Here is a 20549-nt window from a genome sequence, read left to right as displayed (position 1 = left end):
CCCCTGGCTCAGCTGCTCTTCTTGATGTCGTACGCGAAGAACTGCGAGTTCAGGCCGTTGACCGGGTAGCCGGACAGCTTGGTGTTCGCGACGACGAGCTGCGGATACAGGTAGAGCCAGTCGCTGGCCGCGTCCTCGGCGGTCTTGCGGTTGACCTTCTTGAGCAGCTCGGTCTGTTCCTGGGTGCTGGACGCCTGCTCGGCCTTGGCGACCCAGTCCTGGACCTGCTTGTCGTCGTAGCCCCAATAGAAGTCGGGGTCGCCGTACCAGACGAGGTCGCGGTCGTTGACGTGCTCCTGGAGCGTGGCCGTGAAGTCGTGGTTCTTGTAGACCTTCGTGTACCACTCGTCGGGCGTGATCGTGTTGATCTTGACGGTGATGCCGACCTTGGCGAGCTGCGACTTGATGAAGGTCGCGGCGGTGGGGTGCGGGTCGTAGTTCGGGGTGTCGAGCGTGAAGCTGAAGCCCTTCGCGTGGCCCGACTCCTTGAGGAGCTTCTTGGCCTTGGCGACGTCGTGCGCGTTGACGTCGGTCAGGTCCTCGTACCAGGGGTCGGTGGGCGGCACCATCGACCCGATCTGCTTGCCGTAGCCGCCCCAGACGGATTCGAGCAGCTTCTTGTCGTCGATGGCGGCGGAGACGGCCTGGCGGACCTTGACGTCCGTGAACGGCTTGGCCTTGTCGTTGAAGGCGAGGAGCAGCTTGGTGGTCGAGTTGCCGTCGTTGACCTTGTAGTTCTGGTCCGACTTGAACTGGTCGAGGGCGTCGGGCGACTGCTCGCTGGTGACGACGTCGACGGCGCCTGTCTGGAGCGCGTTGTTGAGGGCGGTCGCGTCCTTGTAGTAGTGGAAGACGACCTGCTTGTTCTTGGCCGCGTCGCCCCAGTAGCCGCCGAACCGGTCGAGGCTGAGGGCAGACCCGCGGGTCCACTTCTTCAGCTGGTACGGGCCGGTGCCGTCCTCGGTCGTCTTCAAGTTCTTCGCGTCGGAGTTGATGATCCAGACGTAGCTGAGGTTGTAGACGAAGGAGATCGACTTCTTCGACAGCGTGACCTTGACGGTCTTCGCGTCGGGGGTGGCGACGTCCTTGATGACCTCGAGGTTCGACTTCCGCGCGGACTGCGAGTCCTTCGCGATCACCTTCTCCAGGCTGTACTTGACGTCCTCGCTGGTCAGCTTCTTGCCGCTGTGGAACTTGACGTCGTCGCGGAGGGTGAAGGTGTAGGTGAGGCCGTCGCCGCTGACCTTGTAGTCGTCGGCGAGGAGCTTCTCGACCTTGCCCTTGTCGGTGAGCTTGAACAGGCCCTCGTAGACGTTGCCGTTGAGCGCCTCGGTGACGCCCTGGCCGCCGCCCGCGGTGTTGTCGAGGTTCTGCGGCTCGTAGAGGGAGCCGATGTTGACCGAGGCGTTCTTGTCGTACGCGCCGCCGCCGGAGGCCGAGTTCGAGCCTCCGCCGCAGGCGGCGAGCGTGACGGCGAGGGCGACGGTGAGCGTGCCGACGGACAGGGATCTCTTGGAGACGCGCATGAGGGGGCCTTACGTGAAGGGGTGCGGGGAGTCGATCAGTGAGCGGTGCCGGCGGCGCCGTCGCGGAGGACCGGGAGCTTCTCGCCTGCCTCGACGGGCAGGTGGAGACGGTTCTGCCGCGGCGGCATCGGACAGTTGTACTGATCGGAGAAGCCGCACGGGGGCACGAAGGCCCGGTTGAAGTCGAGGCGCACGCGGCCCTCGCCGGTGTGCTCGACGAAGAGGAAGCGGCCCGCGCCGTAGGTGCTGTCGCCGTTGGTGGGGTCGCCGAAGACGAGGAGGAGGGTGCCGTCGTCGTCGAACGCGGAGAGCGTGTAGTCGGTGCCGTCGATCGTCAGGGCGATGTCGCCGGGGACGACCTTCTCGCGGGTTCCGCCGTTGTCCCGCAGGTGCTCGAAGGCGACCGTGCGGGCGCCCTCGACGGGCGTGTACGTGGCGTCGAGGACCCAGGACGGGTCGTACGCGAAGGCGTCGACGCCCTCGAAGGCCTGGATCGCCGGGGAGTTCGCGTCCCAGAACCGCAGTCCGTGCTCGGGGGCGCCGGTGACCATGTCGGTGCGCTCCAGGGCCGTCACGGTGACGGTGTCCGGCTGCCTCGCGCGGGCAGCGTCGAGGTCGGGGGTCTCGCCGGCCGGGAGCCAGCGGGTCTCGACGAGGGCGAGGTTGCCCGTGGGGGCGGTGAGGGAGCGGTGCCGGTCGGCACGCCATTCCTGCCAGGCGGCCAGGCCGGAACCGGGAGCAGACATCGAGAGGCACCTACAGTCAGTGAAGCTTGAACCAAAGCAAAGCAGTACCTTTATGGTCCATAAGACTTACTAATGTCAATGCGCACGAAGGAGATGAGACGGGCACCACAGGGTGGCTAGAACAGCACGCTCATGAACGCCCCGACCTCTTCGAATCCCACGCGCCGGTACGCGGAGCGGGCCGGGGTGTTGAAGTCGTTGACGTAGAGGCTGACCACGGGGGCGACGTCGGCGAGGGCGTAGCGCAGGACCGCCGCCATGCCGGGGGCGGCGAGGCCGAGGCCCCGGTACTCGGGGGCCACCCACACGCCCTGGATCTGGCAGACCTGATCGGTCGCGGCGCCGATCTCCGCCTTGAAGGCGACCTTGCCGTGCTCGTCGAGGCGGGCGAAGGAGCGGCCCGAGCCGACCAGTTCGGCCACCCGTGCCTGGTAGAGCAGTCCGCCGTCGCCGGCCAGCGGGGAGACGCCGACCTCCTCGGTGAACATCGCCACGCACGCCGGCATGATCGTGTCCATCTCGTCCTTGCGGACGCGGCGGACGTACGGGTCGGGGGTGACGTCCGCGGGCATCCGGTCGGTCACCATCAGCGGCTGCTGGGAGCGGATCTCGCGGGCCGGGCCCCAGCCCGGTTCGAGCAGCTGCCACAGGCGGGCGGTGGGCTCCGCGGGGCCGACGATGGAGGAGCAGCGGCGGCCCGCGCGGCGGGCGCGGTCGGCGAAGCCGCGGATGGCGCGGTCGGTCGCGCAGATCGGGACGAGGTTGGCGCCCGCGTAGCACAGGGACTCCAGCATCCCGTCCTCGTACCAGCCCCACATCTCGCCGCCGAGCCGCCACGGGTCGAGGCCCGCGGCCCGGACCCGGGCCGTGACGAAGGCGTTCGCGACGGGCTCGCGGTCGAGGACGGCGAGCGCGGCGTCGAGGTCGCTCGGTTCGAGGACCCGGGTGGTGGTCTGAGTCAACACGTGCGGAGGGGCCTCACCAGATGGGCTACTGATCTCCGCACTGTACCTGGCGCTCCGCGGGTGTGGCGGGTCGACGATTCGGCCCCCTTTCCGGGGGCGGCCCCCGCGTGGGGCGTGCGTTTGCTTGTGTTGCGTCGGCGGCTGCGGTTCGTAGGTGGTTTGCGCAGTTCCCCGCGCCCCTGAAAGCAGCGGCTTCGCCGCTGCATCAGGGCCACGACGGGACCGCAGCCGCCGACGCGAAAGGCCCGCCCACCCGGAAGGGTGCGCGGGCCTGGCGGTGACGGGTCAGCCGGCGATGGAGACCGAGGGCTCACCGGACGGGATTCCGTCCTTCTCCATCTGCTCGGCGATCTTCATCGCCTCGTCGATCAGCGTCTCGACGATCTTCGACTCGGGCACCGTCTTGATGACCTCGCCCTTGACGAAGATCTGGCCCTTGCCGTTGCCGGACGCGACACCGAGGTCGGCCTCGCGCGCCTCGCCCGGCCCGTTCACGACACAGCCCATGACGGCCACGCGCAGCGGGACCTCCATGCCCTCGAGGCCGGCGGTGACCTCCTCGGCGAGCTTGTAGACGTCGACCTGGGCGCGGCCGCAGGACGGGCAGGAGACGATCTCCAGGCGGCGCGGCTTGAGGTTGAGGGACTCCAGGATCGCGTTGCCGACCTTGATCTCCTCGACCGGCGGGGCGGAGAGCGAGACGCGGATCGTGTCGCCGATGCCCTCGGCGAGCAGCGCGCCGAAGGCGACGGACGACTTGATCGTGCCCTGGAAGGCGGGACCCGCCTCGGTCACACCGAGGTGCAGCGGGTAGTCGCACTGCGCGGCGAGCTGCCGGTACGCGTTGACCATGACCACCGGGTCGTTGTGCTTCACGGAGATCTTGATGTCGCGGAAGCCGTGCTCCTCGAAGAGGCCCGCCTCCCACAGCGCCGACTCGGCGAGCGCCTCGGGCGTCGCCTTGCCGTACTTCTGCAGCAGCCGCTTGTCGAGGGAGCCCGCGTTCACACCGATGCGGATCGGCGTGCCGTGGTCCTTCGCCGCCTGGGCGATCTCCTTGACCTTGTCGTCGAACTGCTTGATGTTGCCCGGGTTCACGCGGACCGCGGCGCAGCCGGCCTCGATGGCCGCGAAGACGTACTTCGGCTGGAAGTGGATGTCCGCGATCACGGGGATCTGCGACTTCCTGGCGATGACGGGCAGCGCGTCGGCGTCGTCCTGCGTCGGGCAGGCCACGCGGACGATCTGGCAGCCGGAGGCCGTCAGCTCGGCGATCTGCTGCAGGGTCGCGCCGATGTCGGAGGTGCGCGTCGTGGTCATGGACTGCACCGAAACGGGCGCGTCTCCGCCGACCGCCACGGTGCCGACCTGGATCTGGCGGCTCTTGCGCCGCTCGGCGAGCTTGGTCGGTACCGACGGAATGCCGAGAGAAATCGCAGTCATCTGCTGTGCAACCCCAAGGATGTGGATCGAGTCCAGAGGCTTCCGAGATTACGTCACCGGCGCGTGCACCAGCACATCGCGCCCCCGCAAACCCTCATAAAGAGGGACTGCCCGGCACTCAGGGTGCCGGGCAGTCCCGAACAACGTCCGAACGCTGTGTATCCGGCACCCGTCCGGTGTCTGATCAGGAGAGATCAGGAGATTTTCACCGGGTTCACCACGTCCGCGATCAGCACGAGGATGGTGAAACAGACGAAGACACCGGCCACCACGTACGCCACCGGCATGAGCTTCGCCACGTCGAACGGGCCCGGGTCCGGACGGCGGAACACCTTCGCCAGGTTCCTGCGCAGCGCCTCCCACAGCGCGCCCGCGATGTGCCCGCCGTCGAGCGGCAGCAGCGGCAGCATGTTGAACAGGAAGAGCGACAGGTTGAAGCCCGCGACCAGCATCAACGCCATCGCCAGCTGCTGCGTCGGCGGAATGTCCAGGGTGAAGATCTCGCCGCCGACCCGGGCCGCGCCGACCACGCCCATCGGCGAGTCCTGCTCGCGCGGGCCGTCGCCGAACGCCGCGTCCCACAGGGCGGGGATCTTCGCGGGCAGCGCGATGATCGAGTCCACCGCGTCGCTCACCCGGTCGGACATCCAGGTGACGGAGTCGCCGAAGTCCTGCCGTACGACGCCGGTGGCGGCGGTGAAGCCGAGGAAGCCGGCGTTGACGTAGCCGTCGGTGATCTGGCCGCTGGCGTCCTTCTTCGGCACCTGGTTCGTGGCGATCTTCGCGGTCAGCGTCTGCTGCTGTCCGTCGCGCTCGACCACGATCGGCACCGTGTCACCGGCGCTCTTGCGGATCTCGTCGGACAGCGCGTTCCACTCGTCCGTCGCGACTCCGTTGAAGGACACGATCTTGTCCTTCGGCTGCAGGCCCGCCGCCTTCGCCGGGGACTCGGGGTCGGATGCCTTGCAGCTGTCGCGGTTGGCGCTGGCCTGGATGACGCAGGAGGAGACGGACGACACGACGTTCGTCTGCTGGGTGACGCCGAAGCCCATCAGGACCGTCAGGAACAGGCCGATCGCGAGGATCAGGTTCATGAACGGGCCCGCGAACATGACGATGACGCGCTTCCACGGTTTGCGCGTGTAGAAGAGGCGGGTCTCGTCGCCCTCCTTCAGCTCCTCGAAGGCCGCGGCCCGCGCGTCCTCCACCATGGAGCGGAACGGCGAGGTCGAGCGGGACTCGATCCGGCCGTCGGCGCCGGGCGGGAACATGCCGATCATGCGGATGTACCCGCCGAGCGGGATCGCCTTGACGCCGTACTCGGTCTCGCCCTTCTTGCGCGAGAAGACGGTCGGGCCGAAGCCGACCATGTACTGGGGCACGCGGATGCCGAACAGCTTCGCCGTCGACAGGTGGCCCAGCTCGTGCCAGGCGATGGAGAAGAGCAGACCCACCGCGAAGATGACTACGCCGAGGATCATCATCAAGGTCGTCATGCACGGGCCTCCGCGGCTGCCTTGTCCGTTGCGGTCAGTTCACGGGCCCGGGCGCGCGCCCAGGTCTCCGCTTCGAGGACGTCCGCGACGGTGAGCGAAGTTCCCGTTCCGGGTGTGCCGTGTTCTTCCACGACCTTCGTCACGGTTTCCATGATCCCGTTGTACGGCAGGGCGCCCTTCAAGAACGCGTCCACGCACTCCTCGTTGGCGGCATTGAACACCGCCGGGGCCGTGCCCGCGAGCTCCCCCACGTGCCGGGCGAGCCCCACCGCGGGGAAGGCCTCGGTGTCGAGCGGGAAGAACTCCCAGGTGGAGGCCTTCGTCCAGTCGAAAGCGGGGGCCGCGTCGGGAATTCGCTCGGGCCAGCCGATGCCGATGCCGATCGGGCCGCGCATGTCGGGCGGGGTCGCCTGGGCGAGCGTCGAGCCGTCGGTGAACTCGACCATGGAGTGCACGTAGGACTGCGGGTGGACGACGACCTCGATGCGGTCGAAGGGGATGTCGTACAGCAGGTGCGCCTCGATGACCTCCAGGCCCTTGTTGACCAGGGTCGAGGAGTTGATCGTGATGACCGGGCCCATCGCCCAGGTGGGGTGCGCGAGGGCGTCGTCCACCGTGACGTTCGCGAGGTCCGCCTTCGTACGTCCCCGGAAGGGGCCGCCGGACGCGGTGACGACGAGCTTGCGGACGTCGGAGCGGGTGCCGCCGGCGAGGGCCTGGAAGAGCGCGGCGTGCTCGGAGTCGACCGGGATGATCTGGCCGGGCTTGGCGATGCGCTTGACGATCGGGCCGCCGACGATCAGCGACTCCTTGTTGGCGAGCGCGAGGGTGCGGCCCGCTTCGAGGGCGGCGAGCGTCGGGGCGAGGCCGATGGAGCCGGTGATGCCGTTGAGGACGGTGTGGCAGTCGCCGCGGCCCGCGATCTCGGTGGCGGCGTCGGGCCCTGCGAGGATCTCGGGGAGCTGCTCCCCCGCCCCGTACTGCGCGGCCAGTGCCTCGCGCAGCGCGGGCACGGCGTCCTCGCGGGCCACGGCGACCGTGCGTACGCGCAGCCGGTGCGCCTGCTCGGCGAGCAGCTCGACGCGGCCGCCCGCGGCGCTCAGCGCGGTGACGCGGAACCGGTCGGGATTGCGCAGGACGAGGTCGACGGCCTGCGTGCCGATGGAGCCCGTGGAGCCCAGGACGACGACGTCACGAGGGGCGTCGGTCGGGGCCGGGTCGAAGACGAGGTGCGGGTCCGCGAGGGGGGATGGGCTGTCGCTCATCCCCCCATTCTTGCGTGAACTCCCTGTGCGTCCGACACGGGATGGCACAAGGTGGCCGGGGATCAGCGGATCGGGCGGTGGACGTTCTCGCGTTTGCTCGGTCCGGGGGTCGCCTCCGCGATCCAGGGTCCTTCGCCGCTGGGGTCGACGACGCCCTCTTCCAGCCAGGTGTACGTGCCGCCGATGACGCCCTTGACGACCTTGCGGTCGAGCTCGTCGGTGTTGGTCCACAGGCGGTCGAAGAGTTCGTCGACGCGGATGCGGGACTGGCGGCAGAAGGCGTCGGCGAGCTGGTACGCCTCGCGGCCGTACGCCTCCGTGGTGCGCAGCAGTTCGGCGCGCACGCAGGCGGCGCTCATGGCGAAGAGTTCGGCGCCGATGTCGACGATCCGGCCGAGGAAGCCCTGCTTGGTCTCCATGCGGCCCTGCCAGCGGGACATGGCGTAGAAGGTGGAGCGGGCGAGCTTGCGGGCGGAGCGTTCGACGAAGCGGAGGTGGGTGGAGAGGTCCGGGTGCCCGGGCGGGTGGAACTCGGCGTAGGTGCGCGGGAGTTGGCCGGGTCCAGCGACCAGCTTCGGGAGCCACTTGGCGTAGAAGCCGCCCGCCTTCGCGCCCGCCTTCGCCTTGTCCGAGAGGGATTTGTCGGGGTCGATCAGGTCCCCGGCGACGGACAGGTGGGCGTCCACGGCCTCGCGCGCGATCAGCAGGTGCATGATCTCGGTCGAGCCCTCGAAGATGCGGTTGATGCGCAGGTCGCGCAGGACCTGTTCGGCGGGGACGGCGCGTTCGCCGCGGGCCGCGAGGGACTCGGCCGTCTCGAAGCCGCGGCCGCCGCGGATCTGGACGAGTTCGTCGGCCATCAGGCAGGCCATCTCGGAGCCGTAGAGCTTGGCGAGGGCGGCCTCGATGCGGATGTCGTTGCGGTCCTCGTCGGCCATCTGCGAGGAGAGGTCGAGGACGGCTTCGAGCGCGAAGGACGTCGCCGCGATGAACGAGATCTTCGAGCCGACCGCCTCGTGGAACGCGACCGGCCTGCCCCACTGCTCGCGCTCCGCCGACCACTCGCGGGCGATCTTCAGACACCACTTGCCGGCGCCGACGCACATGGCGGGCAGGGAGAGCCGGCCGGTGTTGAGCGTGGTGAGGGCGATCTTCAGGCCCGCGCCCTCGGGGCCGATCCGGTTCGCCGCGGGGACCTTGACCTGGTGGAAGCGGGTGACGCCGTTCTCGATGCCGCGCAGGCCCATGAAGGCGTTGCGGTTCTCCACGGTGATGCCCTCGGAGGCCGCCTCGACGACGAACGCGGTGATGCCGCCCTTGTGGCCCTCCGACTTCGGTACGCGGGCCATGACGACGAGGAGGTCGGCCACGACGCCGTTCGTCGTCCACAGCTTCACGCCGTCGAGGACGTACTCGTCGCCCTCGGGGACAGCGGTGGTGGCGAGCCGGGCCGGGTCGGAGCCGACGTCGGGCTCGGTGAGCAGGAACGCGGAGATGTCGGTGCGGGCGCAGCGCGGCAGGAACGTCTCCTTCTGCTCCTGCGTGCCGAACTGCTTGAGCGGCTGGGGGACGCCGATGGACTGGTGCGCGGAGAGCAGCGCGCCGATGGCGGGCGAGGCCGAACCGACCAGGGCGAGCGACTTGTTGTAGTAGACCTGCGTGAGCCCGAGGCCGCCGTACTTCGTATCGATCTTCATGCCGAGCGCGCCGAGCTCCTTGAGCCCGTTGATCGTCTCGTCGGGGATCCGCGACTCGCGCTCGATGCGGGCCGAGTCGATCTTCGTCTCGCAGAAGTCGCGGAGCTTGGCGAGGAATTCCTCGCCGCGCTGCGCGTCCTCGTCCGCGGGCATCGGGTGCGGGTGGATGAGGTCGAGCCGGAACCGGCCGAGGAACAGTTCCTTGGCGAAGCTGGGCTTGCGCCAGTCCTGTTCGCGGGCCGCCTCGGCGACCTGGCGTGCCTCCTTCTCGGAGACCTTCGCCCGGTGCTGTGGTGCGGGGGATGTTGCGGACATGAGGTTCACCTCGCCGCGCGTCGGGTCCACCGCCCGGCTCGTTACCGACCGGTGCTACTGGATCGTATGTACCCGATAACGGGCATGTCGACCAGTCCCCGTGCACCCGAACGCCGACGGCCGGAGCCCCCGCACAGTGGGCTCCGGCCGTCGTGACCGGCGCGCGGATTCAGGCGCGCGCCGGGGTCTTCGCGGTGTCCTAGAGGGCGAGGCCCGTCAGGACGAGGACGCGCTCGTACGTGTAGTCGTCCATGGCGAACTTGACGCCCTCGCGGCCGACGCCGGACTGCTTGGCGCCGCCGTACGGCATCTGGTCGGCGCGGTAGGACGGAGCGTCGCCGATGACCACGCCGCCGACCTCGAGCGCGCGGTGGGCACGGAACGCGGTCTGGAGGTCGTGCGTGAACACGCCCGCCTGGAGGCCGTACTTGGAATCGTTGACGGCGGCGAAGGCCTCGGCCTCGCCGTCCACCTTCTTGACCGTGAGGACGGGGCCGAAGACCTCTTCGCAGGCGATGGTGGTGTCGGCGGGGACGTCGGCGAGGACGGTGGGCGCGTAGGTGGCACCCTCGCGCTTGCCGCCGGCGAGGAGGGACGCGCCCGCCTCCACGGCCTCGTTCACCCACGACTCGACGCGCTTGGCGGCGTCCTCGCTGACCAGCGGGCCGACGTCGGTGGCGTCGTCCGCCGGGTCGCCGGTGACCTGGGCCTCGACGGCCGCGACGATCTTCGGGAGCAGCCGGTCGTACACCGCGGCGTCGGCGATGACGCGCTGCACCGAGATGCAGGACTGGCCGCCCTGGTAGTTGGAGAAGGTGGCGATCCGCTGCGCCGCCCAGTCCAGGTCCGCCTCGGAGGAGTAGTCGGCGAGGACGACGGCCGCGCCGTTGCCGCCGAGCTCCAGGGTGCAGTGCTTGCGCGGGACGCTGTCCATGATCGCGTAGCCGACCGGGCCCGAGCCGGTGAAGGAGATGACCGGGAGGCGCTCGTCCTGGACGAGGGCGGGCATGCGGTCGTTCGGGACCGTGAGGACGGACCAGGAACCGGCCGGGAGCTCGGTCTCCGCGAGCAGCTCGCCGAGGATCAGCGAGGAGATCGGGGTGGCCGGGGCCGGCTTGAGGATGATGGGCGCGCCCACCGCGATGGCCGGGGCGACCTTGTGGGCGCTGAGGTTCAGCGGGAAGTTGAACGGGGCGATGCCGAGGACGACGCCCTTCGGGATGCGGCGGGTGATCGCCATGCGGCCCGTGCCGCCCGCGTCGGTGTCGAGGCGCTGGGCCTCCCCGCTGTTCCAGCGGCGGGCCTCCTCGGCGGAGAAGCGGAACACGGAGACGGCGCGGCCGACCTCGCCGCGGGCCCACTTGATCGGCTTGCCGTTCTCCGCGGAGATCAGCTGGGCGATCTCCTCGGTGCGCTCGACCAGGCGGTCGGCCACGTGGTTCAGGGCCTTGGCCCGTACGTGGGCGGGGGTCGCGGCGAACTCGTCGACCACGGCGTGGGCGGCGGCGACGGCCTCCTCCACCTGGGCCTCGGTGGGCTCGGCGACGGTGCCGACGAGGCGGCCGTCGTAGGAGTTGTGGACGTCGAACGTCGTGTCACCGGTGGCCTGGCGGCCGGCGAGCCAGAAGGCGTGGGTGGTCATGGGGCGGTTACCGGCCTCTCCGTGGATGTTGCGGTGGGTGTGACCAAGGTAGAGCGGGTGTGGTGGGTGGCGGTTTCGACATTGCGGAGTGGTCAGCGAGGCCTTCTTCGACGGATCGGCACAACGGCGTTACAGCCTCGGGGCTCCGCCCCGGACCCCGCTGCTCAATCGCCGCAGGGGCTTGAAATGACCACATCCAGCCCCTCCGGCGTTTGAGGAGCGGGGTACGGGGCGGAGCCCCGGCCTTTACGCCCCCGTCGCCTTCAGCGCCAGCCACAGCTCCATGCGGACGTCCGGGTCGTCCAGGGAGCGGCCGAGGATCTCCTCGACCCGGCGCATCCGGTACCGCAACGTATGACGGTGGACCCCAAGATCCGCCGCCGCCGCGTCCCACTGGCCGTGCCGGGAGAGCCACGCCCGGAGCGAGGCCACGAGGTCGCCCCGGCCCGTCGCGTCGTGGTCGCGCAGCGCCCGGAGGAGGCCGTCCGCGAACGCCCGCACCGCGTCGTCGCCCAGCAACGGCAGCACCGAGCCCGCCGCCACGTCCTCGTGCTCGACGAGGATCCGGCCGCGCCTGCGGGCGACGGAGAGCGCCTGTTCGGCCTGCTTGTACGCGGACACCGCCGCGATCGGCCCGGCCGGCGCCGAGAAGCCGATGACCAGTTCGTCCTCGGACGAGGAGGTGGCCGCGCCCTCCCCGCGCGTCGACTCCAGGGCCTCCGCGTACTGGAGGCACGCCTCGGCCGCCGCACCGCCGTCGACGGCGAGCAGCACGAGGCGCTGGCCGTCGGGGACGACGAGCAGCGCCTCGCCGGAGCGCGCCGCCGCGGACTCCACGACGTCGGCGAGGACGGCCAACGGACCCACGCCCGGGCCACCGGCCCCGGTCACCGCCTCCGCGAGCAGCGCCGCCGTCCCGGTCGACCGGTCCCCGGCCGCGGGCGCCACCCCGCTCGGCGGCGGCGCGACGGCGTCCGCGATCACCATCCGGAACGGGGCGTCGAGCAGCGCCCCGTACAGGTCGCCCGCGACGGCCCGCGCGTGGTCGGGCTCCCCCGCGAGCAGCATCCGCAGGACGGCCGCGCCGATCCGCTGCTCGGCCGCGTACAGCGCACGGGAGCGTTCGGTGGTGAGGGTGAGGAGGGCGATCGCGGAGTGCAGGGCGTAGCGCTCGGCGGTGCCGAGGGTCGCGGCCGTGCCCACCGCGAGCGCCGCGCGGGGCCGCCGGCCCGTGCCGATGGAGTGCAGTTCGACCCGGTCGTCGGAGCCGCTCTCGACGACGGCGCTCGCGGGGGCGGGCCGGTCCCGAAGACGCTCGACGTCGCCGGTCAGGCGGGCGGCGCGGCGGCCCGCCCAGTCCGGGGCGGTGGCGACGACGGCGCCGGACGCGTCGTACAGGGCGGCCCACCCGTCGACCTGGGCGGCGAGCACGGCGAGCACCCCTTCGGGCCCGCTGCCGAGCGCCTGCTTGGTGAGTTCGCGCTGGGCGGCGAACCCGGAGGTGACGGCCTTGTACTGCTCGGCGGCGATCGCGGCGGAGACCGCCTTGCTGATGGCGATGAACGGCGTGCGCGGCGGCACCGCGAGCAGCGGCAGGCCCTCGCTCTGCGCCGCCTTCACGAGTGCCTCGGGAACGTCGTCGTAGTTGACGCCGACGGCGAAGCCCAGGCCGACGACGCCCGCCTCGGAGAGCCGCTTCACGTAGCGGCGCATGGCGTCGGGGTCCTCGGCGTCCAGCTTGAGCGCGGTGATCAGGAGGAGTTCGCCGCCCTCCATGTACGGGACGGGGTCGGCGAGCTCGCTCACGTGCGCCCAGCGGACAGGCGTGTCCAGGTGCTGCTCGCCCGCGCGCACGCCGAGCTTGAGCGCCGAGTGGTGGACGAGCGAGGCGAGCGTGGGCGGCATGGGCCAGGCCTTCGGGTGAGCGGGGGCGTACACGGGGGCAGGGCGTACACGTGGATCCTGTGAAGCTTTTGGCCGGTGCGTATGAACGACCAGTGTCGATTCTGCCTCACCGTACGTACCACTGGGGCCCCCGCCCCCTGAAAGCTCAGTCAACCTTCAGCCGCTTTCACGCGGCTCTCAGCCCCGCAGGTCCACGAGCAGCGGCGGAGCGTGCTCGCCCCGGACGGTGGTGAGCGAGAGCACCGCGTGCCCCGGCGGCACCGCGTGCGCCAGGTCGGAGGCCGACCAGCGCTCGCGCTCCACCTTGCGGACGGTGACGGCGTCCGTGGTGACGGCCTTCCCGGTCACCATCTGGCGCATCTTGTAGAGCGCGCGGGTCACCGGCGCCTGCGCGTACACGGCGTGCTGCGCGACCTCCTCGGTCTCCACCCACTCGGTGCCCCAGGCCTCCGCGAAGCGCCGGCCGTCCCACGTCGTGACGCCGGAGAACGCCATGCGGCAGCCGACGGCCGCGTACAGCGGGCCCTGCAGTGGCTCGGCGACCTCGCCGATGGTGCGCAGGCCGAGCACCACTCCGGCGTGCGCGGACCGCAGCCGCTGGATGCCGCGGACGGTCTCGGCGGTCACGGTGCGCGCCGCGTCGTCGAGGACCAGGCAGGCGAAGTGGGAGCGCCCCGACCGGTCCCGTACGACGGAGGTGAACTGGGCCAGCAGCAGCCGGGCGAGCAGCCGGGACGCCTCTTCGTGGCCCTGCTCGGGCAGGTCGACGCGGACCCGCAGCGGGTGGTGCGCGAGGGCCCGTACGGAGAACGGGCGGGCGGCCGCCGGGTCGAAGAAGCCGGAGAAGACCGGGCGGTCCAGGAGCGCGAGACGGTCGGCGAGCATCGGGCTCGGGTCGCCTGCCGTGCCGAACTGGCGCTGCCTGGCGTCGAGTTCGCGGCGCATCGCGGAGTCCGCCGTCAGCCTCCCGTGGAGGTCGGCGAGGGCCTCCGGCTCGCCCTCCAGGAGTTCGCGCAGCACCGGCACCGCGGGGAACGTGCCGTGCGCCTCGCGGTAGGGGCCGAGGAGCTGGGCGAGCGTGGTGGCGGCGCGCCGGGTGTCCACCGTGTCCAGGTCGCCGACGAGGCCCTCGGCGAGGAAGCCCGCCGCCTCGTCCGCGTCGGTGGCGTCCGCGTACAGGTCGAGGTCGTGCACCGATGCCCGGTCGCCGGGCCGGACCACCACGTCGTACGCCTCGTCGGGGCCGAGCGGGGTGCCCTTCGCGCAGACCGCGAGCACGGCGCACTGACCGGTGAGCGCCTGGAGCGCCAGGGACTCGACGACCGGGCGTACGACACCCGCCGTCTTGCCGGCGCCGGGCGGGCCTACGGCGAGGAGCGAGGTGCCGAGCAGGCCCGGGTCGAGGGCGACGCCCGCGCCGCGCAGCGCGTGCGGATTGCGCTCGTCGCGCGCGTAGGAGCCGATCCGCACCTGGCCGACGAGCAGGTCGTGCGCCGCCGCGCGGGACGGCAGATCGCGCTGGCCCGAGGGGTGCGCCCAGGCGCCCGCGCCCTGCTTGAGCACGGTCTTGGTGAAGGCCGCCGGGTCGTCGGTGCACCGCCAGGCGTGGGTGACGCGGGCGCAGTCGACGTCGTTCATGCGGCCGCCCGCGACCTCGGCGGTGAGCACGTCGGCGGCCTGGGCCTGGCCCGCCTCGCGCAGCTGCTCCCAGGCCGCGCGCGCGGGCGGGGCGGCGGGCCGGGACGGCGCCTCCTTCTTGCGGCGCGCGGACCAGACGTCGAGCCAGCCGCCGAGCCGGGCGAACGGCCACAGCACCGCAGCGGTGATCAGGGCGTACAGCAGGTAGACGAGGACGGGGACCTCGAAGACGCCGGGGCCGCCGGTGACGAGGACGACGAGGGAGAACACCGGGTCGGCGACCGGCAGCGGCCGCCAGTCGAGCCCCAGCGCGTCCGGCCACACGAACACCAGCACGCCCGCGGCGGCGACCGCGGCCACGATCGCGCGGGCGGGCTGCGGACGCCGCACGACGAAGTGCTGGATGCCCTCCCCCCAGGCCCCGAACCGCCCCACCAGGAAGACGAGCAGGGCGAACGCCACTCCTTCGTAGACGGCGAGCGCGTCCCACGCCTTCGAGCTCGAGTCGCGCGGCGTGGTCGTGCCGGGCCACCACCAACTGTCCGGCGTGAAGATCTTGAGCGGGGCCCACTGGTAGGGCAGCGTGCCGCGCCGCCACAGGCTCCACAGCAGGACGCCGACCAGGAACGACAGGGCCATCCACGTCAGCAGCTTGCGGCCGACCGCGGCCGTGTCCTGCTGGGGCGGCCGGGGCTCGTACTCGTACCGCCACACGCCCGGCTGGGCCTTGGGGCGGCGCGCGGCGAGCCACTCGGCCACCAGGCCGCGGGCCGCGGGGGGCGCCTGCCGGGGCATCGGCGGGACGGCCGGGCGGGGCGGCCGCGCGGGACGCGGCACGGGCGCGGACGCCTGCCGCTCACCACCACCCGCGTCCTGCGTGCCCTGCGTGCCGCTTTCGCTGTCCATGGCCTAGCCCCCTGAGCTGCCCGGTCCGTCCGTGCCGTGTGCGTCGATCGCGCCTCAATCTAATGCCCGCACCAGGGGAGTTCACCGCATACGCGCCCCATGGGCGGGGACCGGTGCGGCCCGCGCACGTGGCCGGACCGGCGACCGCACCGGATTCACACCTGTCCAAGACGGACAACATGCTTTCCCGACCCCGCCCGGATGGAGCATGACCACCCCGCTCCCCCGCCCCTAACCTGCGAGAAACCCCCCGAAAGCAGCCCCGGCGACATCGACACCGAGCCGAGCCCGGGACCGGATCAAGAACCAGGAGTCCCGCATGAGCGACATCCCGCAGGAGCGCCGCGTCGTCACCGCCATCCCCGGCCCGAAGTCGCAGGAGCTGCAGGCCCGCCGCACCGCGGTCGTCGCCGCGGGCGTGGGCTCCACGCTGCCGGTGTTCACCGCCAAGGTCGACCGCGGCATCATCGAGGACGTCGACGGGAACCGCCTCATCGACTTCGGTTCGGGCATCGCCGTGACCTCGGTGGGCGCCTCCGCCGAGGCCGTGGTCCGCCGCGCCTCCGCCCAGCTGCAGGACTTCACCCACACCTGCTTCATGGTCACGCCGTACGAGAGCTACGTCGCGGTCGCCGAGGCCCTCGCGGAGCTGACGCCGGGCGACCACGCCAAGAAGAGCGCGCTCTTCAACTCCGGTGCCGAGGCCGTCGAGAACGCCGTCAAGATCGCCCGCGCCTACACCAAGCGCCAGGCGGTCGTCGTCTTCGACCACGGCTACCACGGCCGTACGAACCTGACGATGGCGCTGACCGCGAAGAACATGCCGTACAAGCACGGCTTCGGCCCGTTCGCCCCCGAGGTCTACCGCGCCCCGCTGGCGTACGGCTACCGCTGGCCGACCGGCGAGGAGAACGCCGGCCCCGAGGCCGCCAAGCAGGCCATCGACCAGATCTCCAAGCAGGTCGGCGCGGACAACGTCGCCGCGATCATCATCGAGCCGGTGCTCGGCGAGGGCGGCTTCATCGAGCCGGCCAAGGGCTTCCTCCCGGCGATCCGCCAGTTCGCCGCCGACAACGGCATCGTCTTCGTCGCAGACGAGATCCAGTCCGGCTTCTGCCGCACCGGCCAGTGGTTCGCGTGCGAGGACGAGGGCATCGTCCCGGACCTGATCACGACCGCCAAGGGCATCGCGGGCGGCCTCCCGCTCGCCGCCGTGACCGGCAAGGCCGAGATCATGGACGCCGCGCACGCGGGCGGCCTCGGCGGCACGTACGGCGGCAACCCGGTGGCCTGCGCCGGTGCGCTCGGCGCCATCGAGACGATGAAGGAGCTCGACCTCAACGCCAAGGCGAAGGAGATCGAGACGACGATGAAGTCGCGCCTGTCGGCGATGCAGGAGAAGTTCCCGGTCATCGGCGACATCCGCGGCCGCGGCGGCATGATCGCCGTCGAGCTCGTGAAGGACCCGGCCACCAAGGAGCCGAACCCGGAGGCCACCGCCGCGCTCGCCAAGGCCTGCCACGCCGAGGGCCTGCTCGTCCTCACCTGTGGCACCTACGGCAACGTGCTGCGTTTCCTGCCGCCGCTCGTCATCGGCCAGGACCTCCTCAACGAGGGCCTCGACATCATCGAGAGCGCCTTCGCGGCGCTCTGAGCCACCCTCAGGAGGCCGCTCCGGCAACAGGAGCCACACCGCCCGATCGTGACGACGCGGACCGCGACACTTCCGTGACCTGCGACGACGGTCGGGCCGTGTGAAGAAGGTGTGCGAGGCCCATGGGATGTTGCCCAACCGGGTGTCGCACCCTCAGCCCCTGCCGTACGGTTTCTGCAGATGAGAGAAACACCCCGCTCGCAGGTGACTGCGGGCGATACCGGGTCGAGGCCTCCCCAGCTTCGCCCTGGTCGTGCCCTCGCGCACACACCCGGAGCTTCCGGCTCCGGAACTCCTCACCGGTCGGACGGTCGCCCGCCCCAAACCCCCCGGGGCGCGCGACACGCCGGCCAGTTCGGCCGGTTCGGAACTACCCCCCCTGTTCCGGACCGGCCGACCATCTTTCTCATCCTCTTCGCAGCGCTCCTCTTCGCCGCACTCACCTGGCAGGTCGTCTCCGACGGCCCCCTCCTCGCGTACGACGAGCGCCTCGGCGACACGATCCGCACCAGTGCGATCCCCGCGGGCCCCGCCGAATTCTTCGCCGATCTCGGCAACATGGCGGTCGCCCTCCCGGTCCTTGCCGTGACCCTCGCGTACGTCACCTGGCGCACCAGGACCTGGCTCCCTGTGATCGTCGCGGCGGTGACGATGTCCCTGGTGCCCACGCTTGTGGCCCCGCTCCAGGCCCTCGTCGACCGCCCGGGCCCGCCGCCGATGGCCCCGGCCACGGGTTTCTACCCGTCGGGCCACGCGGCGACGGCGGCGGTCGCGTACGGGCTGTGCGTACTCCTGCTGCGTTCACGCCTGCTGGCCCAGGGCTGCGTCCTGCTGAACGCGGCCGTGGGCCTGGGACTCGTACGGCAGGGGTATCACTGGCCGGCGGACGTGGTGGGGAGCTGGTGTCTGTCGCTCGTCCTGCTGTCCGCGGCGGCGTACGCGATCAGCCGAAGTACGCGTCGAAGTTCTTCTGGAACTCCCAGTTGTTGAAGCGGTCCCAGTTCACCGACCACGTCATGAGGCCGCGCAGCGCGGGCCAGGTGCCGTGGGTGGTGTACGAACCGCAGTTGGTCTTCTTGGTGAGGCAGTCGAGGGCCTTGTCGGTCTCGGCCGAGGAGACGTAGCCGTTGCCCGCCTGGGTGGAGGCCGGCATGCCGATGGCGATCTGGTCGGGGCGCAGCGGCGGGAAGACGTTGTTCGCGTCGCCCGCGACGGGGAAGCCGGTGAGCAGCATGTCGGTCATCGCGATGTGGAAGTCGGCGCCGCCCATGGAGTGGTACTGGTTGTCGAGGCCCATGATCGAGCCGGAGTTGTAGTCCTGGACGTGCAGGAGCGTCAGGTCGTCGCGCAGCGCGTGGATGACCGGGAGGTACGCCCCCGCGCGCGGGTCCTGACCGCCCCATTTGCCGGTGCCGTAGTACTGGTAGCCGAGCTGGACGAAGAACGTCTCCGGCACCATGGTCAGCACGAACTTCTCGCCGTACTTGGCCTTGAGGGTCTTCACCGCCGAGATCAGGTTCACGATCACCGGGGTCTTGGGGTTCTTGAAGTCGGTGTCGTCGGCGTTCAGGGAGAGGGAGTGGCCCTCGAAGTCGATGTCGAGGCCGTCGAGACCGTACTCGTCGATGATCTTCGAGACCGAGGAGACGAAGGTGTCGCGGGCGGCCGTGGTGGTGAGCTGGACCTGGCCGTTCTGGCCGCCGATCGAGATCAGGACCTTCTTGCCCGCCGCCTGCTTGGCCTTGATCGCGGCCTTGAAGTCGGCGTCGGACTCCACGCCGGGGCATTCGGCGGCCGGGCAGCGGTCGAAGCGGATGTCGCCTGAGGTCGTCGAGGTGGGTTCGCCGAAGGCGAGGTCGATGACGTCCCAGCTGTCGGGGACGTCGGCGAGGCGGGTGTAGCCCGCGCCGTTGGCGAAGCTCGCGTGGAGGTAGCCGACGAGGGCGTGCGCCGGGAGGTCGGAGGAGCCGGTGTCGCCGGGGCCTTCGGCCGTCGTCGCGGTGACCGGCGCCGACTTCGCGGATTCGCCCGCGTCGTTCAGCGCCGTGACCTGGAAGCTGTACGCGGTGGTGGGTGCGAGGCCGGTGGCCGTGGCCGAAGTGCCGGTCACCGTCCGGTCCTTCGTGCCGTTGCGGTACACCGCGTAGCTCGTGGCGCCGGGGACCGCCGACCAGGACAGGCCGACGCTCGTCGCGGTGACGGTCGAGGTCTTCAGGCCCGTGGGCGCGGCGGGCGGCGCCGGGGTTCCGGCGCCCGGGCCGAGCAGGGTGAGGTCGTCGACGGTGTAGGCGGGGCTGCCGTACCAGCCGTGGGTGTAGATCGTGACCTTGGTGGTGGTGGGGCCGGTCTTGAAAGTGGTCCTGAGCTGCTGCCAGTCGGACGCCGACGGGGTCCAGGTCGACACGTCCGTGGTGCCGGTGCCGCTCGCACCGAGGTAGACGTAGCTGCCGCGGACGTATCCGGACAGGGTGTACGTGGAGTCGGGCTTGACCGCGACGGTCTGCGCGCACTGGGCGTTGTCGGCGCCCGAAGGCGTGGCCTGGAGCGCCGAACTGCCACTGTGGACGGGCGCGTTGACGTTTCTGCCCGTACTGGACGAGCAGGTCCAGCCGTCCATGCCGGACTCGAATCCGCCGTTGCGGGCGAGGTCGACGTCGGCGGCGCTCGCGGTGGTGGACAGGGCGGTGAGCCCGGTCGCGGCGAGCGCGGCGGCCGTGAGGCTCGTGAGGAGCCCGTGGAACCTGCCGGGTCCGTGGGGTCTGCGGGGTCTGGAGCGGGACATGGCTGCCTCCGGGCGTGGCGGGGAAACGGGCACGGTGGAGCGCGCCCAACTTGGTCCAGACCAATTGAGTTGTCAAGGGTCGGGCATCCGTCGCCCCTCCACTACTCCCCCGTTTCCCTTGCCAGTTGGGCCGCCGCCTCGTGCATCGCGAGTTCCAGGAGCGCGGGGTCCGTGAGCGTGCCCGAGCCGTCCGGCGGCACCAGCCAGCGCACGCCGCCCGCGAGCCGGCCGGGGTACGGCGCCACGATCCAGGAGCCGCGCCCCACCGCGCGCACCCCGGTGCCGAGCCAGCGGGCGGCCGTGCCCGCGGGCACGAAGAAGCCCATGCGGGCGGCTCCGAAGTCCGCGAGCACGGGCCCCGTCCTGTCGATCACCCGGCGCAGCACGTCGAGCGTCGGATAGCCGAGCTCCCCCGGCAGGATCAACACGTCCCACCGCTCGCCCGCGGGCAGCAGCGCCACCCCGTGCGGATTGCGTTCCCACTCCCAACGGCAGGCGTCCGGATCCGGTGCCACGGACACCAGCCACTCGACGGCGGCCTTGTCCCCCGAGCCAGTCATGCGGGGCCC

14 protein-coding genes are annotated in these 20549 nt (G+C 71.1%); 2 read left to right on the top strand and 12 right to left on the bottom strand.

Annotation, left to right across the window (positions count from 1 at the left end):
* Positions 1–8: 8 nt before the first annotated feature.
* From ACZ7L4_RS36020 to ACZ7L4_RS35975, 10 genes are all read right to left on the bottom strand, one after another.
* Entirely contained in the window at positions 9–1526 is a 1518-nt protein-coding gene (locus ACZ7L4_RS36020; protein WP_472109177.1) for an ABC transporter substrate-binding protein, read from the bottom strand.
* Between the two features lie 35 nt (positions 1527–1561).
* Entirely contained in the window at positions 1562–2272 is a 711-nt protein-coding gene (locus ACZ7L4_RS36015) for a DUF1684 domain-containing protein (RefSeq protein ID WP_472109176.1), read from the bottom strand.
* A 116-nt stretch (positions 2273–2388) separates the two neighbouring features.
* Entirely contained in the window at positions 2389–3237 is an 849-nt protein-coding gene (locus ACZ7L4_RS36010; RefSeq protein WP_472109174.1) for a GNAT family N-acetyltransferase, read from the bottom strand.
* 285 nt (positions 3238–3522) lie between these two features.
* Positions 3523–4680 carry a flavodoxin-dependent (E)-4-hydroxy-3-methylbut-2-enyl-diphosphate synthase gene (gene ispG, locus ACZ7L4_RS36005; protein WP_472109172.1) on the bottom strand — a complete coding sequence of 386 codons (1158 nt, stop codon included), beginning with the start codon at positions 4678–4680 and terminating at the stop codon, positions 3523–3525.
* A gap of 194 nt (positions 4681–4874) precedes the next feature.
* A complete protein-coding gene (locus ACZ7L4_RS36000) occupies positions 4875–6176 on the bottom strand; it encodes a M50 family metallopeptidase (protein WP_472109170.1) in 1302 nt (433 codons plus the stop codon).
* Positions 6173–7441: a 1-deoxy-D-xylulose-5-phosphate reductoisomerase gene (gene dxr, locus ACZ7L4_RS35995; RefSeq protein WP_472109168.1), complete on the bottom strand. Its 1269-nt coding sequence runs from the start codon at positions 7439–7441 to the stop codon at positions 6173–6175. Before dxr ends, ACZ7L4_RS36000 begins: the two co-directional genes overlap by 4 nt.
* Positions 7442–7503: 62 nt before the next feature.
* Entirely contained in the window at positions 7504–9453 is a 1950-nt protein-coding gene (locus tag ACZ7L4_RS35990) for an acyl-CoA dehydrogenase family protein (protein ID WP_472109166.1), read from the bottom strand.
* 199 nt (positions 9454–9652) lie between these two features.
* On the bottom strand, positions 9653–11095 hold the full coding sequence (locus ACZ7L4_RS35985; protein WP_472109164.1) for an aldehyde dehydrogenase family protein: 1443 nt from the start codon (positions 11093–11095) through the stop codon (positions 9653–9655).
* 246 nt (positions 11096–11341) lie between these two features.
* Positions 11342–13000, bottom strand: coding sequence for a PucR family transcriptional regulator (locus ACZ7L4_RS35980; protein ID WP_472109244.1), 1659 nt, complete (start codon positions 12998–13000; stop codon positions 11342–11344).
* 177 nt (positions 13001–13177) lie between these two features.
* Positions 13178–15544: an ATP/GTP-binding protein gene (locus ACZ7L4_RS35975; protein WP_472109162.1), complete on the bottom strand. Its 2367-nt coding sequence runs from the start codon at positions 15542–15544 to the stop codon at positions 13178–13180.
* 319 nt (positions 15545–15863) lie between these two features.
* Between ACZ7L4_RS35975 and gabT the strand changes: the two genes are divergently transcribed.
* Positions 15864–17198, top strand: coding sequence for a 4-aminobutyrate--2-oxoglutarate transaminase (gabT, locus tag ACZ7L4_RS35970; RefSeq protein WP_472109160.1), 1335 nt, complete (start codon positions 15864–15866; stop codon positions 17196–17198).
* 558 nt (positions 17199–17756) lie between these two features.
* Positions 17757–18188 (top strand): phosphatase PAP2 family protein, encoded by a 432-nt coding sequence (locus tag ACZ7L4_RS35965; RefSeq protein WP_472109159.1) that lies wholly within the window; start codon positions 17757–17759, stop codon positions 18186–18188.
* Here the strand turns inward: ACZ7L4_RS35965 and ACZ7L4_RS35960 are convergent.
* Positions 18142–19980, bottom strand: coding sequence for a chitinase (locus ACZ7L4_RS35960; protein ID WP_472109157.1), 1839 nt, complete (start codon positions 19978–19980; stop codon positions 18142–18144). The two genes, ACZ7L4_RS35965 and ACZ7L4_RS35960, sit on opposite strands and share 47 nt — an antisense overlap.
* Positions 19981–20081: 101 nt before the next feature.
* Positions 20082–20540: a bifunctional DNA primase/polymerase gene (locus ACZ7L4_RS35955; protein ID WP_472109155.1), complete on the bottom strand. Its 459-nt coding sequence runs from the start codon at positions 20538–20540 to the stop codon at positions 20082–20084.
* Positions 20541–20549 lie beyond the last annotated feature (9 nt).

The organism is Streptomyces sp. NPDC107575 (assembly GCF_055657265.1).
The sequence above is the reverse complement of the archived record's forward strand: the minus strand, read 5'-3'. Positions and strand labels throughout refer to the sequence as shown.

What these genes read in the sequence shown, in the direction of transcription:
- ACZ7L4_RS36020 (WP_472109177.1), bottom strand. Translation starts at nt 1,526, where the DNA reads ATGCGCGTCTCCAAGAGATCCCTGTCCGTCGGCACGCTCACCGTCGCC.
- ACZ7L4_RS36015 (WP_472109176.1), bottom strand. Translation starts at nt 2,272, where the DNA reads ATGTCTGCTCCCGGTTCCGGCCTGGCCGCCTGGCAGGAATGGCGTGCC.
- ispG (WP_472109172.1), bottom strand. Translation starts at nt 4,680, where the DNA reads ATGACTGCGATTTCTCTCGGCATTCCGTCGGTACCGACCAAGCTCGCC.
- ACZ7L4_RS36000 (WP_472109170.1), bottom strand. Translation starts at nt 6,176, where the DNA reads ATGACGACCTTGATGATGATCCTCGGCGTAGTCATCTTCGCGGTGGGT.
- dxr (WP_472109168.1), bottom strand. Translation starts at nt 7,441, where the DNA reads ATGAGCGACAGCCCATCCCCCCTCGCGGACCCGCACCTCGTCTTCGAC.
- ACZ7L4_RS35990 (WP_472109166.1), bottom strand. Translation starts at nt 9,453, where the DNA reads ATGTCCGCAACATCCCCCGCACCACAGCACCGGGCGAAGGTCTCCGAG.
- ACZ7L4_RS35985 (WP_472109164.1), bottom strand. Translation starts at nt 11,095, where the DNA reads ATGACCACCCACGCCTTCTGGCTCGCCGGCCGCCAGGCCACCGGTGAC.
- ACZ7L4_RS35980 (WP_472109244.1), bottom strand. Translation starts at nt 13,000, where the DNA reads ATGCCGCCCACGCTCGCCTCGCTCGTCCACCACTCGGCGCTCAAGCTC.
- ACZ7L4_RS35975 (WP_472109162.1), bottom strand. Translation starts at nt 15,544, where the DNA reads ATGGACAGCGAAAGCGGCACGCAGGGCACGCAGGACGCGGGTGGTGGT.
- gabT (WP_472109160.1), top strand. Translation starts at nt 15,864, where the DNA reads ATGAGCGACATCCCGCAGGAGCGCCGCGTCGTCACCGCCATCCCCGGC.
- ACZ7L4_RS35965 (WP_472109159.1), top strand. Translation starts at nt 17,757, where the DNA reads ATGGCGGTCGCCCTCCCGGTCCTTGCCGTGACCCTCGCGTACGTCACC.
- ACZ7L4_RS35960 (WP_472109157.1), bottom strand. Translation starts at nt 19,980, where the DNA reads ATGTCCCGCTCCAGACCCCGCAGACCCCACGGACCCGGCAGGTTCCAC.
- ACZ7L4_RS35955 (WP_472109155.1), bottom strand. Translation starts at nt 20,540, where the DNA reads ATGACTGGCTCGGGGGACAAGGCCGCCGTCGAGTGGCTGGTGTCCGTG.